Here is a 14,231-nt window from a genome sequence, read left to right on the forward strand (position 1 = left end):
ACTTTATTGTAGCATGGCCACGCGAAAAGGTTCTGACCGGAACCCGGTTATTGTTAGACGTTAAGCAGACGAAGCACGTAGAAAATGAGCGTAGAGAGCAAAGCGACCGCAGGAATCGTGATAAACCAAGTAATGACGATTCTTCCGGCAATGCTCCAGTTCACGCTGGAAAACTTCTTGGCCGCGCCTACGCCGAGAATGGACGACGTAATCGAATGCGTCGTACTGATCGGGAAATGCATCAGCGTAGCGACCTGAATGACGCCGGCCGCGCTCACGTCCGCCGCGAAACCGTTGACCGGCTCGATTTTGAAAATTTTCGTTCCCATCGTCTTGATGATTTTCCAACCGCCGATCGACGTGCCCAGCGCCATGGCAATGGCCGCGGACAGCTTAACCCATAGCGGAATCGGCTGGTCCATATCCGTCTCGATGTTGGCGGCTACGAGCGCCATCATCATGATACCCATCGCCTTCTGAGCGTCGTTCGTGCCATGCGCGTACGATTGCCACATTGCCGTAATGCGCTGTCCCCATCTGAAGCCTTTGTTGATCTTGTGGGGACTCATGTTCGCCAGCACGATCTTGAGGATATACATAATGATAAAACCGACGATGAAGGCGATGATCGGCGAGAATACAAGTCCCATGACGATTTTCGAAAAGCCGCCGTATTGAAGCCCCTCGAAGCCCTCGGACGCGATGACCGAGCCCGCCAATGCGCCGATGAGCGCATGCGACGACGACGACGGGATGCCGAACCACCAAGTAATGAGGTTCCATGCGATCGCGGAGATCAACGTGGCAATGAGCACGGTAAGGCCGTGTTCTAATTGAAGCGGATTCGCGATGTCCTTGCCGATCGTCTTCGCGACGCCGGTGAACGACAGCGCTCCGAGCAAGTTCATGACCGCCGCCAGTATGATCGCGATGCGCGGCGAGAGCGCGCGGGTCGATACGGATGTCGCGATCGCATTCGCCGTATCGTGGAATCCGTTAATGAAATCGAAGCCGATCGCCAAAGCGACGATGACGACGACCAATATCATTGTATAATCCATTTTCGTCCAACTCCGTCTCCGTACGCGCGATCAAGAGTTGCGCATAATAATGGATTGCAGCGTGTTCGCGACATCTTCGCAAGAGTCCGTCGTTTCCTCGAGACGCTCGTAAATTTCCTTGTATTTGATCAGCTCGATCGGATCCTTCACGTTCTGGAACAAGTGCTTGATGCCTTGGCGCATCAAGTCGTCTCCCTCGTTCTCGAGTTCGTTCAGCTTGACGCAATATGGCTGGATCTGCAGCAGCTTCTTCTGCGTCAACAGGTAGATCGCCGACTTGATCTCTTGGCCGCTATTGCGCAGGCATTCGCCGAATTTGCGGATGAACGGATCGGCTTTGTCGATATGGTACATCTCGAACCGGGACGCGCACGCCTCGATGCCGTCGAGGACGTCGTCCAACTTCTTGATCAGCTCCATAATATCTTCGCGTTCGATCGGCGTAATGAAGACTTTGTTGAGTTCGGTAAGAATCGTGTGCGTGCATTTGTCGCCTTTATGCTCGAATTCCTTCATCTCGCGCGCGAACGCCGATGTGTCCGGCATATCGCCGCTAACGGCTTTCGCGAAGTGATCGACCGCTTCGGTGATGACGTCGGCCATTTCTTCAAGCGTCTTGAAGAATATGTCTTTCTTCTTGAACACGGATAGCCCTTCCTTCTCCATGGATACTTAGTTCTTTGTACCTTGACCCCAAAATTTACATCGCGCAAACATTCATTATTTTAACATAGGGCGGACAAGCATGGTATGCCTACCTTTGACACTTTCGACACATTTTTTAAGGTTGCCCGGGAGAAGGAATCGTAATCATGTAAAAAGGCCCACGCTCCGGCGTGGGCAATTCGGTGTCGGCTATTGGTAAGTTAGATATTGATCCAGGGATTTCGCGGTCGGCACGACGTGATAGTACGTTACGCCCGGAAGGAACGGAAGCTCCTTGTCGTCCTTCGTAATGCGAATGACGTCGCCCTGCTTGCGCTCCCATTGGCACGTTATAAATTTGCCTTGCTGGAACAGCACCGCGTCTCCGCCCTTGTCGAGATCGACGACGAGCCTTCCGTACGAGTCGTACGTCTGGACTTTGGTGGCGAGCACGACCAGGTTCGTAGCCGTCAACTGCGCGTTGTTGTTCTTGTCGATATGCGGTTTGTCGTTAATGAAGCGATTATAGAGCTTCGTCGCGCTGTCGTACGTATAAGAAACTCTATAGTCCTCTACCGCGAACTTGATTCTGATCTGCGTGGCGTCGGCGGCGGATGCGAGAGCAGGCGGCGCGGGATCGAACGTCAATTGGGGAACGGCGACCGTCTCCGTATATTTGCGCTTCTTGGCGCCTTCGCGCAGCTTCTCCAACGTCGTGTACACATTATGAGGCGCTTTGCGCGATTTGTCGCGGTAGAAGGAAATACCCGAGTTATTGATCTCGTCAAGCGTCTGTTTCTTCTGCTTCTGCAGAATCGCCAGCGCGTCGTTGCTCGCGCCTACGTGCGCGATCACGCTATTGTAGAACTCGCCCACCTGGATGAAGTAAGGACGAATGCTGCGAACCGGTCCGATCGGATCGGTGAATTCTTTGCTCTGGAAAATAGCGACAAGCCGAGTAATGCCGCCCTCGGCTTCGATCTCCCACACCGTATCCGCCTGAGTGAGACCGGACTGCGGCCTCGCGGGTCCGAAGTTATTGATCATGACCGCCAGCGGTCTATTCGTAACGGTTTGCTCGACCGGCAGTCCGGTCAGGGGCGCGGTGAACGCCGCTACCGGCGTCGGAGTCGGCTCGGCGGACTCCACCGGCGTCTCGCTAGGGATTGGCGTCTGGATCGCGGTTTCCGTAGGGGCGATTGCCGGTTCGTTGTTGCCGCCGCAGGCGGCGATCCCGATCAGACCGAGAGACATGGCTACTGCCGATACTTTCTTGCTCCATGTTAGACGCTTATGCATGAGAGAAATACCTCCGTCATCGTTCGGGATATTCTCATTAAACCATAACTATCCGAGCTTGTCTTGATCCCATTGTCTTAACGCGTCAGATGCTCCAATGCTGCCAATCCTGCTGTCGTTTCTCGTGGCTGTTCAACCATTCCAGCGTCGAATCGTACAGTTCCTGCTTATGCCGGCCTTGCGTGTAGGTATGATCCGCCTGAAAAAGAATGTTCTTGTCGCAGCGTCCTTCCCCGCGCAGCCAGAACGTCTTCTCGAGAAGGAAGCTGTAATCGGCGGGTATGATGTCGTCCGACGTACCGTGCGCGATGAAGACGTCTCCGTGGAATTTGGATGCTTCCTGGAACGGCTGATGCTGCTGCAGCGAGTCGAAGAATTTAGGCTTCAGCCGATAGCCGAGATAGTCCGCTTGCCCCTTGCTCACGGCCTCGTCGTACGCTTTGCGGCCGACGATGCGGACGATGTCGTTGAACGGATGCAGGGCTGGCGACCAGAGCGACAGCGACTTCACGCGGCGGTCTCTCGTGGCGGTCAGGAGCGCAGCCGCGCCTCCCAAGCTGTGACCGAGCAGCGTGACCCGCAGCGGATCGACGATGTCGAGGCTAAGCGCGTAATCCAGTACGGACCTCGTCTGCGCGATCATCGAGTCGATGCCGTGTTCGCCGTATACGCCGCCGCTCTCCCCGCAACCCGCATAATCGAATCGGATGACCAGATATCCGTTATGCGCCAACTGCCTGCTCGCAAGCACGAACAACCGGTCTACGCCGATCCGGTTGCCTACGAAGCCGTGGCAGATGACGACAAGCGGCACTTTGCTATCGGATCTATGTTCATCCTTCGTCGGGTAATGAATAGTTGCTGTCAGCGGGATGTCTTCGTGACGGATCGTAATCGGTTTTTCCATGATGCGAGCCCCTCCAATAATATATCCATTAATTCCAATAAGTTAACTATGAATTAGAGCTTATCATCGTCTCATCCTAGTGTCAACCCTATTTTTCGTACGTATCGCCAGTCATTGGACACACTAGGAATAGAAGACCTATATGAGGCAAGGAGGCGCATTGCGCATGAAAACGTTCGTGAATTGGTTGACGGAGCACACGCTTACTACCGTCTTGATCTTGGGTACGGTGTATGCCGTATGGTTCGTGTTCGCACATCGCAAGAATCTGTTCTATAAAGAATGAACGCAAAAACCGCCCGCCACCCCTGAGTAACAGGGATAACGAGCGGTCATGGCGTTAAGTCAGACCAGCGCTTTCATTGCGATATCGGTGCGGTTCATTTTGCCCTCGAAGGCGATGCGGTTCGCTGCCGCATACGCCTTGGCGCGGGCTTCCGCGATACCGGCGCCGCGCCCGACGATGCCGAGCACGCGTCCTCCGTTCGTCACGGTGCGCCCGTCCTTGCTAGCCGTACCGGCGTGGAAGATCAATGCTTCATCTTCGCTTACGTCCTCGAGTCCGGAGATCGGCAACCCTTTCGGATAAGAACCCGGATAACCGCCGGAGGCGAGCACGACGCATACGGCCGCCTCGTCGCTCCACGTAATCTCGATCTCGTTCAAGCGGCCGTTGATCGAGGCAAGGAAGATGTCCAGCAAGTCCGTCTGCAGACGAGGGAGCACGACTTGCGTCTCCGGATCGCCGAAGCGGGCGTTGAACTCGATCGTCTTCGGGCCGTCCTTCGTAATCATAAGACCGGCGAACAGGACGCCTCGGAACGGCCGCCCCTCCGATACCATCGCGCGAGCCGTCGGTTTAATGATGTTCTCGATCGCGTCTTCGATGATCGACTGGCCGATATGCGGAAGCGGCGAATACGTGCCCATGCCGCCCGTGTTCGGGCCTTTGTCGCCGTCGAATACGGCTTTATGGTCTTGCGCCGGGGACATCGGACGAACCGTCTCTCCGTCCACGAACGCGAGTATGGACATTTCCTGTCCTTCGAGGAACTCCTCGATGACGACTTTGTCTCCGGCCGCGCCGAACGAGCGGCTGACCATCGTTTCCTCTAGCGCCTTCTCCGCTTCCTCGCGGGAGAAGCATACGGTGACGCCTTTGCCTGCGGCAAGCCCGTCCGCCTTGATGACGATCGGCACCGGCTGGGCGTTCAGGTAATCGCGGGCCGCGCCGTAGTCCGTGAACGTCTCGTACTTCGCCGTCGGAATATTGTACTTTCGGAGCAAGTTTTTCATGAAAATTTTACTGCCTTCGATTTCCGCCGCGTTCTTGCGAGGACCGTACACCGGAATTTTCGCCGCTTCGAACGCATCGACGATGCCCGCCGCCAGCGGATCGTCAGGTCCGATGACAACGAGATCGATCGAAGCGTCTTGCGCGAATTGCACGAGACGATCGAACTCGAAGACGCCGATATCGACGTTCTCGGCGATCAGAGCCGTACCCGCATTACCCGGGGCGCAATACAGCTGCTTCACCTTGTCGCTGCGCTTCAGCGCCCACAGGATGGCGTGTTCGCGTCCGCCGCTGCCGACTACTAGGATTTGCACGATTCAGCCCCTCCTTAGGAATGTTTGTTGATAACGGTCAGAGAAGTCGTACCGTCATCGACGCGGATCGTCTTGACGAGCAAGGAAATTCGATTATCTTCGTTCAGCAGGTTCCAATAGTAGTTCGCCGTCTCTTGCGCATCGTCGAACAACGGCGCCAGCTTCGGCTCGCCTGCGAACGAAGGCAGCGGGTTGCCGTCCCCGACGTACGTCGAGATGAAGTGGCCGTAGCCCGCGATGCCGTTCTCGTAGTGGAAATATTGACGCTTCGTTTGAGACTCGTCGTTCGTGTTGGACTTCAGGATCGACAGTTTGTACGCGTTCTGCTTGTCGTTCAAATCGACGATCCCGGAGATGCGCGGCGTAAAGTTCGGCGGGTCCGGCTCGTACGTCCTCGTCGCCAGCGCTTGCTCGAACGTTCCGTTGTCTTGGATCGCGTTGAATATCGTATCCGTCTGGTCGCCGTTCGTGACGATGTGCGCGCCGTTCGAATGTCTGACCGGGTAATAGATGATCAGGGAAGGGTCCGACAGCTTCGCCGGATCGGCTGCTTCGGTGCGCAGGAATCCGTTCTCCTCCGGCACGAAGATGCGATTCCGGCTGTTCTCGCTTCTCCCCATAATCCAATACACCTGTACGTAACGCGCAGCATCCGGCGTCAAGCCGATGATGATGCCGCGCCCTGGATAAGAGTTATCGTTAAGCTCTTGAATCGTGAGATCCGCCTGTTGCTTCCATTGCGTCGTCATATTCGTTCGTCACCTTCCGTCTATTAGTGATGGAACAGGCGTACGCCCGAATACACCATGACCATACCGTAATCGTTAGCCGCGCGGACGACTTCTTCGTCGCGCAGCGAGCTGCCCGCTTGAATGACGTACTTCACGCCGCTGCGGCTCGCGCGGTCCAAGTTGTCGCGGAACGGCAGGAACGCGTCGGAGCCGTAGGATACGCCTTGCAAGCCTTTCAGCCATTCGCGTTTCTGCTCGGACGTCAGGCGCGCCGGAACTTCCTCGAAGCAGCTTTCCCAGCTCGCTTGCTCGAACGGAGTCAGCTCGTCTTCCAGCCACAGGTCGATCGCGTTGTTCTGTTCCGCGCGGGCGAGCCCTTCGCGGAACTTCATGTTCAGCGCGGCCGGATGCTGTCTCAGATACCAGCGGTCGGCTTTGTCGCCTGCGAGGCGCGTGCAGTGAATGCGGGATTGCTGGCCCGCGCCGATGCCGATCGTCTGGCCGTCCAGCGCGTAGCAGATCGAGTTGGATTGCGTGTATTTCAACGTGATGAGAGCCACGAGCAGGTCGCGTTTCGCGTTATCCGGCAGCTCATTGTTCTCGGTAACGATTTTCTCGAACACGGATGCGTCGGGCACTGCGCCATTGCGCTCTTGCTGCAGCTTCAGGCCGAACAGCGTGCGGGTTTCGATCGGGTCCGGCGCGTAGTTCGGATCGATCTCGAGAATGAGGTACTTGCCGCCCTTCTTCTGCTTCAGAATGTCGAGCGCTTCCGGCGTATAGCCGGGCGCCACGACGAGGTCGGACACTTCGCGCTTAAGAAGCTGCGCCGTGGACGCGTCGACGATGTCGCTGAGCGCCGCCGCGTCGCCGAAGGAAGACATGCGATCGGCGCCGCGGGCGCGGGCGTATGCCGTTGCCAGCTGCGACAGGTCCGATCCGTCGACGAAGTAGGCTTTCGCCAGTTCAGGCGTGAGCGGAGCGTAGACTGCCGCCCCTGCGGGACTTACGTGCTTGAAGGATGCCGCGGCCGGCAAGCCTGTCGCTTGACGGAGCTCGCGCACGAGCTGGAACGCGTTAAGCGCGTCCAGCAAATTGATGAAGCCGGGGTCGCCGTTCACGACTTTGATCGGAAGCGGCTTGCCGCCTTCCGCGAATAGCTTTGCTTCCTTCTGGTGCGGGTTCATTCCGTATCTTAAAGCAATCTCGTTCGCGTTGCTCATCGATTCGATCTTCCTTTCCATAGTAACTTCCACAGGTTCGTTCGCCGCATCGCGCTAACGCTAGCTGCGCTGAACCGTCACTTTCCGTCCGTCCAGCGAGACGCGTCCTTCGGCAATCCACTTGACGACGGCCGGAATCAGCGCGTGTTCCGCTTGTTGGATTCGCGCGCCTAGCTCTTCTCTCGTATCATCGTCTTCGATCGGTACCGCTTGTTGGGCGATAATCGGTCCCGTATCGGTGCCGCCGTCCACGAAATGCACGGTTGCTCCCGTTATTTTCGCGCCGTAGGCGAGCGCTTGCCCGACGCCGTCCATCCCCGGGAAAGCAGGCAGCAACGCCGGATGGATATTGATCATCCGTCCATAGAAAGGCTCGACCAGAACGTTCGTAACAAGGCGCATGTAGCCGGCCATGACGACGAGGTCGATACCCTTCTCCCGAAGCTTAGCCACGATTTGCTCTTCGTAAGCTTCGCGAGAAGCGTATTCTTTCGGACGGAAAACGAAGGTTTCGATATCGAAACTTTGGGCGCGTTCCAGCACGTAAGCCGCAGGCTTATCGCACACGACGAGATCGATGCTGGCATCGATCCCGCCGCCGCGAATCGCTTCGGCCAACGCTTGAAAGTTGCTTCCGCTGCCGGAAGCGAACACCGCGATTCTCAGCGGCCGGTTAGCGCTCATGGAAGCTCAACGCCTTCGAAGGTAACGAATTTGTTGCCGGCGGTCACCGTACCGATGCGATACGCTTGCTCGCCTTGCGCCTTGGCGATGCGCAGCGTCTCTTCGGCTTGTTCCGCGGGAACGACGAGCACCATGCCGATGCCCATATTGAACGTCGTGTACATGTCGCGATCGGAGATCGCGCCGTCACGCTGCATCAGGTTAAAGATCGGAAGCACGGGCCAGGAACCGCGTGCAATGTCTACGTTGACGCCTTCAGGCAGGACGCGCGGAATGTTCTCGATGAAGCCGCCGCCCGTAATATGCGCCATTCCTTTGATCTTGACGCTCTCGAGGATGTTAAGGATTTGTTTCACGTAAATGCGAGTCGGCTCGAGCAGCACTTCGCCGAGCGTCTTGCCTTCGAGCTCTGGGAGCTTGTCCGTAAGCGCGTAGCCCTTCTTCTCGAGCAGCAGCTTGCGCACGAGGGAGAAGCCGTTGGAGTGAACGCCGCTGGAAGCGAGGCCGATCACCGCGTCGCCCGCTGCGATCGTGGTACCGTCGATCGCTTTCGGGCGGTCGACGATGCCTACCGTGAAACCGGCGATGTCGTATTCGCCTTCGCTGTACATGCCCGGCATCTCCGCCGTCTCGCCGCCGATCAGCGCGCAACCCGCCTGCTGACAGCCGTCCGCGATCCCTTTGACGATCGCTTCGATCTTCTCGGGGATAATCTTGTCGCACGCGAGGTAGTCGAGGAAGAAGAGCGGCTCGGCGCCGGTTACGATGACGTCGTTCACGCACATCGCCACCGCGTCGATGCCGATCGTGTCGTGCTTGTCCATCGCGAACGCGAGCTTCAGCTTCGTGCCGACTCCGTCGGTGCCGCTGACGAGCACGGGCTCCTCGTACTTGTCTTTGTTCAGGCCGAACAGTCCGCCGAATCCGCCGAGACCGGTGAGAACCTCCGGACGGAACGTTTTCTTAACGTGTTTCTTCATCCGTTCGACGGCTTCGTTGCCCGCGGCGATATCGACGCCGGCTTGTTTGTAGGCTTCGGACACAATTTTACACTCCCTTATGTGGGTCATAGTCGCTGCCGCGTGACGAACCATTGGGTTTCGCCGCTGTTCCCGTCACGTGACTTGAATGAACGTTAGCAATGTAGTCACGTGACGGCAAAGGCGGACGTTGCACTCTACACCCAATGGTTGTCCCTCCGCTGCTCAGACCCTATTTAAGACTAACTATTGTTCCTACGCGGAAACCCGCGTCGAAATCCTTTGCGGGAACTCCGCTAGGGAAATTAGTGACAACACGTGACTCTATTTCATTCAGACGCACGCTATCTCGTGATTTAGTGACACCACGTGTTTCTATTTCGCTTAATCGCACGCTGTCCCTCAATTTAGTGACTCCACGTAACACTAATTTGTTTCAAAACACGCGGTTCGATGATTTAGTGACACAGCGTGGTTCTATTTCTCCTACCTGCATCGTCCCTAAGCGACGAAGAGACAACCATCGGGTGGAGAGCGAGAGCGTCCGCCTTTACGTTTGCGTGAACACCTTAGAATCCGCTCATAATCACGCAAACGTAACAGCGGCGTAACCCGATGTTTCTTCTCGCAGGAGCGACCACGGACGATATGCCGGCGCTCAGTCGCAGCTGCACGACGTCAGCTTCGCTTCTTCGAAGCGGACGGCGGTCGGGTAGTCGTTGTTGAAGCACGCGAGGCACAGGCCGCCGTTCTTCTCGTTCGGATGAGCGCCGACCGAGTCGATGAGCCCTTGCTCGGACAAGAAGAAGAGCGAGTCGGCGTTAATCGCCTGGCGAATCTCCTCGACCGTCTTGCTCGACGCGATCAGATCCGCCGGGTTCGGCGTATCGATGCCGTAGTAGCAAGGGTTCATGAACGGCGGCGAAGTGATGCGCACATGAACCTCGAGCGCGCCGGCTTCGCGGAGCATATTGACGATGCGCAGCGACGTCGTGCCGCGAACGATGGAGTCGTCGATCATGACGACGCGCTTGCCTTCGACGACTTTGCGAACCGCGGACAGCTTCATCTTAACGCCTTTTTCGCGCAGCTCCTGGGACGGTTGAATGAACGTACGTCCGGTATATTTATTCTTAATGAGACCAAGCTCGTAAGGGATGCCCGTCTGCTCGGCATATCCGATCGCCGCGGAAATCGAAGAGTCCGGCACGCCGGTCACGATGTCGGCATCGACGAACGCTTCCTGCGCGAGCACCTGGCCCATGCGCTTGCGCGCCGAGTGCAGGTTCAAGCCATAGATATCGCTGTCCGGACGCGCGAAGTAGATGTACTCCATCGCGCAGATCGCCCGGCGCTCGATCGGAGCGAAGCGGGTTTCGTGCAGCCCGTCCTTGTCGAGCACGAGCAGTTCGCCCGGCTCGACGTCTCGCACGAACTCCGCGCCCGTCGTCTCCAGCGCGCACGACTCCGAAGCGAAAATATACGCGTCGCCAAGCCTGCCCATGACGAGAGGACGCAAGCCGTGCGGGTCGCACGCGGCGATCACCTTGTCCTTCGTCATGATCAGGAAGGCATAGCCGCCGATCAATCGCTGGAACGCGTCGCGCACCGCCTCTACCAAATCTTTGGACGATCGCGCGATCAAGTGCGCGATTACTTCGGTGTCGCTCGTCGTCTGGAAGATCGAGCCGCTCTCCTCGAGCTCCTTGCGGATGCCCGGCTCGTTCACGAGGTTGCCGTTCGTGCAGATGGCGAGGTCGCCGCCGCGGTACTTGAACACGAGCGGCTGCGCGTTGCCGAGCTGGCTAGCTCCGGACGTCGAGTAGCGCACATGGCCGATCGCATGCGAGCCTTTCAGGCCTTCCAACCGGTCGCGGTCGAACACTTCCTTAACGAGCCCCATCCCGCGATGGTAGTGGAACGTGCCGTCGTCGGACGTGCAGATGCCGCAGCTTTCCTCGCCGCGGTGCTGCAGCGCATGCAGGCCGAAGAACGAGAGGTTGGCGGCTTCGGGATGACCGAACACCCCGAACACGCCGCATTCCTCTTTCAATTTATCGAAAATCGAGTCCCGATTGCTGCTGTTGCCTTCGTTGTAGTAGTCTCCGGTCCAGAAGCGTTGCACTGCTGTCCCTCCGTTCGCCAATCGAGTTGTCATATTATTGCTTAGATCCGTTCATATAAGCAGGGATCGCCGATCTCCATACGCCGCGCAGTTCTTCGATAGAAGCATCGATGGCGCTAACCCCGCCGACGCTAATGCGCAGCCGATCGCCGCCTACCGTGCCGATCCGCTTCAACGGTACGTTAGCCTTCGTCAACTCCAATGCCAGCTTCATCTCGAAGTCAGGTTTTACGGTCAGCAAAATGCGCGATTGCGATTCGCTGAACAGCGCGATGTCGGAACGCAAGTCCGAATCGAAGTCAACTTCTGCGCCGAGGCCGCGGCCGAAGCCGGACTCCGCCAGCGCGGCAGCGAGGCCGCCTTCGGACAAGTCGTGCGCCGATGCGACCAAGCCGCCTTGAATCGCAGCAAGCACGGCGCCCTGCAACCGTTTCTCAAACGCCAGATCCAATACCGGAGGACGGCCTTCCGTTACGCCGTGAACGGCGTACTGGAACTCGGAGCCGCCGATTTCCGCCTTCGTCTCGCCGAGCAAGAAGATGACGTCTCCTTCGGCTTTGAACTCCTGCGTCGTGATGTGATCGGTATCGTGCACGAGGCCGACCATGCCGACGACCGGCGTCGGGTAGATCGCGCCTCTGCTATTCTCATTATAAAGCGATACATTGCCGCCGATGACCGGCGTCTCCAGCACGCGGCAAGCTTCCGCCATGCCGTCTACCGCTTTCTCCATCTGCCAGAAAATTTCCGGCTTCTCCGGGCTTCCGAAGTTCAGGTTGTCCGTGATCGCGAGCGGCTCGGCGCCGGAGCACACGATGTTGCGTCCCGCTTCGGCGACCGCGATACGTCCGCCGACTTCTGGATCCAAGTACACGAAGCGTCCATTGCAGTCCGTCGTCATCGCGAGCGCCTTGCGCGTGCCGCGAATCGTGACAACCGCAGCGTCCGAACCCGGACGTACGGCCGTTGAAGTACGAACCATATAGTCGTATTGGTTGTAAACCCACTCTTTGCTCGCGAGCGAAGGGGAGCCGAGCACCTTCAGCAATGCCGCGTTCAGATCCGCCACTTGCTCGTAGCCGTTCGTATCGATGGAGCCGTTCGTCACGTAATATTCAGGAACCGCGGACGGTTTGTTATAGACCGGGCAATCGTCGACGAGCGCTTTAACCGGCATATCGCCGACCATCTCGCCTTTGTGGAACAGCTGCAAGCGGCCGGTGTCGGTTACTTTGCCGACTTTCGCGCAATGCAAGCCCCAACGCGCGAAAATGCCCTTCGCTTGCTCTTCGTGCTGAGGTTCGCAGACGAACAGCATGCGTTCTTGCGACTCGGACAGCATCATCTCGTAAGCGGTCATGCCTTCCTCGCGCTGCGGCACCTCGTCGAGATACAGCTCCATGCCGTTGCCCGCTTTGCTTGCCATCTCAGCGCTCGAGCAGGTCAAGCCCGCAGCGCCCATGTCTTGGATGCCAAGGACGATGCCGGAGTCGATCAGTTCAAGCGTCGCTTCCATGACGAGCTTCTCCATGAACGGATCGCCGACTTGTACGGCGGAACGCTTCGCCTCGGACTCGGCGGTCAAATCTTCGGATGCGAACGTAGCGCCGTGAATGCCGTCGCGGCCCGTTGCCGGTCCGACGTAGAACACCGGGTTGCCGATGCCTTTGGCGACGCCGCGTTGGATTTTGTCGTGGTCGATCAAGCCGACGCACATCGCGTTTACGAGCGGGTTGCCTTCGTACGCTTCGTCGAACATGATTTCGCCGCCGACGGTCGGGATGCCGATACAGTTGCCGTAACCGGCGATACCGCTGACGACATGCTCGAACAGGTACCGCACGCGATCGCTTTCCAGGCGACCGAAACGCAGCGAGTTCAGCAATGCCACCGGACGAGCGCCCATCGAGAAAATATCGCGAATGATGCCGCCGACGCCCGTAGCCGCGCCTTGGTACGGCTCGACGGCGGACGGGTGGTTGTGGGACTCGATCTTGAACACGACCGCTTGGTTATCGCCGATGTCGACGATGCCCGCGCCCTCGCCCGGTCCCATAAGGACGCGCGGGCCGCTCGTCGGGAACCGACGCAACAAAGGCTTGGAGTTTTTGTACGCGCAGTGCTCGGACCACATGACGCTGAACACGCCGATTTCCGTATAGTTAGGCTTGCGACCCATGAAGTCGCAGATGAGGGCGTATTCTTTGTCGGACACGCCGAACTGCTTATATATTTTCTGATCCGCGATTTGCTCTACGGTAGGTTCTTTAGCGGACACTTGCTGCGCCATTGCGTTCCCTCCAAGCGTTAAGTACTGACGTGAACATGCGAACGCCGTCATCGGAGCCGAGAATGTCGGCTACGGCGCGTTCCGGATGCGGCATCATGCCGACGACGTTGCCGGCTTCATTGCAGACGCCCGCGATTCCATCGACGGAACCGTTCGGGTTGTCGCCCGCATAGCGGAAAACGATTTGGTTGTTCGCTTTAAGCTGCTGCAGCGTAGCGTCGTCAACGAAGTAGCTGCCTTCGCCGTGCGCGATCGGAATGTCGATGACTTCGCCCTTGGCGTAACCGTTCGTGAACGCCGTCGAATGGTTCTCGACGACAAGATCCACTTGGTGGCAGCGGAACTTCAGCGAATTGTTGCGAATGAGCGCGCCCGGAAGCAGGCCCGCTTCGGTCAGGATTTGGAACCCGTTGCAGATGCCGAGCACGAATTTGCCTGCCTCGGCAGCCTTGCGAACTTCAGTCATAACCGGCGCGAATTGCGCGATGGCGCCGCAACGCAGGTAGTCTCCGTAAGAGAAGCCGCCCGGCACGAGAATCGCGTCGTATTTGGAAAGATCGGTAGCCGTGTGGAACACGTAGTCGACCGGTTGGCCGATCGTATCTTCTACCGCCTTATAGCAGTCGATGTCGCAGTTGGAGCCAGGGAATACGAGAACCGCAAAGTTCATGGAGA

12 protein-coding genes are annotated in these 14,231 nt (G+C 57.8%); all 12 read right to left on the reverse strand.

The window, feature by feature from the left end; all coding sequences use genetic code 11:
- Positions 1–53: 53 nt before the first annotated feature.
- The 12 genes from COHPA_RS0108965 to purQ all read right to left on the reverse strand — a co-directional run bounded on the left by COHPA_RS0108965 (position 54) and on the right by purQ (position 14,226).
- Positions 54–1,061: an inorganic phosphate transporter gene (locus COHPA_RS0108965; protein ID WP_027085840.1), complete on the reverse strand. Its 1,008-nt coding sequence runs from the start codon at positions 1,059–1,061 to the stop codon at positions 54–56.
- 30 nt (positions 1,062–1,091) lie between these two features.
- Positions 1,092–1,727, reverse strand: coding sequence for a DUF47 domain-containing protein (locus COHPA_RS0108970; RefSeq protein WP_027085841.1), 636 nt, complete (start codon positions 1,725–1,727; stop codon positions 1,092–1,094).
- 189 nt (positions 1,728–1,916) lie between these two features.
- Positions 1,917–3,005 carry a DUF3048 domain-containing protein gene (locus tag COHPA_RS0108975; protein WP_027085842.1) on the reverse strand — a complete coding sequence of 363 codons (1,089 nt, stop codon included), beginning with the start codon at positions 3,003–3,005 and terminating at the stop codon, positions 1,917–1,919.
- 85 nt (positions 3,006–3,090) lie between these two features.
- Positions 3,091–3,912, reverse strand: coding sequence for an alpha/beta hydrolase family protein (locus COHPA_RS0108980; protein ID WP_027085843.1), 822 nt, complete (start codon positions 3,910–3,912; stop codon positions 3,091–3,093).
- A gap of 345 nt (positions 3,913–4,257) precedes the next feature.
- A complete protein-coding gene (gene purD / locus COHPA_RS0108990; RefSeq protein WP_027085844.1) occupies positions 4,258–5,523 on the reverse strand; it encodes a phosphoribosylamine--glycine ligase in 1,266 nt (421 codons plus the stop codon).
- 14 nt (positions 5,524–5,537) lie between these two features.
- The gene (locus COHPA_RS0108995; RefSeq protein ID WP_027085845.1) at positions 5,538–6,272 is read right to left on the reverse strand and encodes an IMP cyclohydrolase; all 735 of its coding nucleotides are present in this window, start codon (positions 6,270–6,272) and stop codon (positions 5,538–5,540) included.
- Between the two features lie 23 nt (positions 6,273–6,295).
- On the reverse strand, positions 6,296–7,477 hold the full coding sequence (locus tag COHPA_RS0109000; RefSeq protein ID WP_035120451.1) for a phosphoribosylaminoimidazolecarboxamide formyltransferase: 1,182 nt from the start codon (positions 7,475–7,477) through the stop codon (positions 6,296–6,298).
- A 60-nt stretch (positions 7,478–7,537) separates the two neighbouring features.
- A complete protein-coding gene (gene purN / locus COHPA_RS0109005) occupies positions 7,538–8,161 on the reverse strand; it encodes a phosphoribosylglycinamide formyltransferase (protein ID WP_027085847.1) in 624 nt (207 codons plus the stop codon).
- On the reverse strand, positions 8,158–9,204 hold the full coding sequence (gene purM / locus COHPA_RS0109010; protein ID WP_027085848.1) for a phosphoribosylformylglycinamidine cyclo-ligase: 1,047 nt from the start codon (positions 9,202–9,204) through the stop codon (positions 8,158–8,160). The genes purN and purM overlap by 4 nt, the downstream gene beginning before the upstream one ends.
- A 595-nt stretch (positions 9,205–9,799) precedes the next feature.
- Positions 9,800–11,299 carry an amidophosphoribosyltransferase gene (purF, locus tag COHPA_RS0109015; RefSeq protein WP_051421742.1) on the reverse strand — a complete coding sequence of 500 codons (1,500 nt, stop codon included), beginning with the start codon at positions 11,297–11,299 and terminating at the stop codon, positions 9,800–9,802.
- A 1-nt stretch (position 11,300) separates the two neighbouring features.
- The gene (gene purL / locus COHPA_RS0109020; protein WP_027085850.1) at positions 11,301–13,556 is read right to left on the reverse strand and encodes a phosphoribosylformylglycinamidine synthase subunit PurL; all 2,256 of its coding nucleotides are present in this window, start codon (positions 13,554–13,556) and stop codon (positions 11,301–11,303) included.
- Entirely contained in the window at positions 13,534–14,226 is a 693-nt protein-coding gene (purQ, locus tag COHPA_RS0109025; RefSeq protein ID WP_027085851.1) for a phosphoribosylformylglycinamidine synthase subunit PurQ, read from the reverse strand. The genes purL and purQ overlap by 23 nt, the downstream gene beginning before the upstream one ends.
- Between the last annotated feature and the right edge of the window lie 5 nt (positions 14,227–14,231).

Source organism: Cohnella panacarvi Gsoil 349 (genome assembly GCF_000515335.1).
Taxonomy (GTDB): Bacteria; Bacillota; Bacilli; order Paenibacillales; family Paenibacillaceae; genus Cohnella; species Cohnella panacarvi.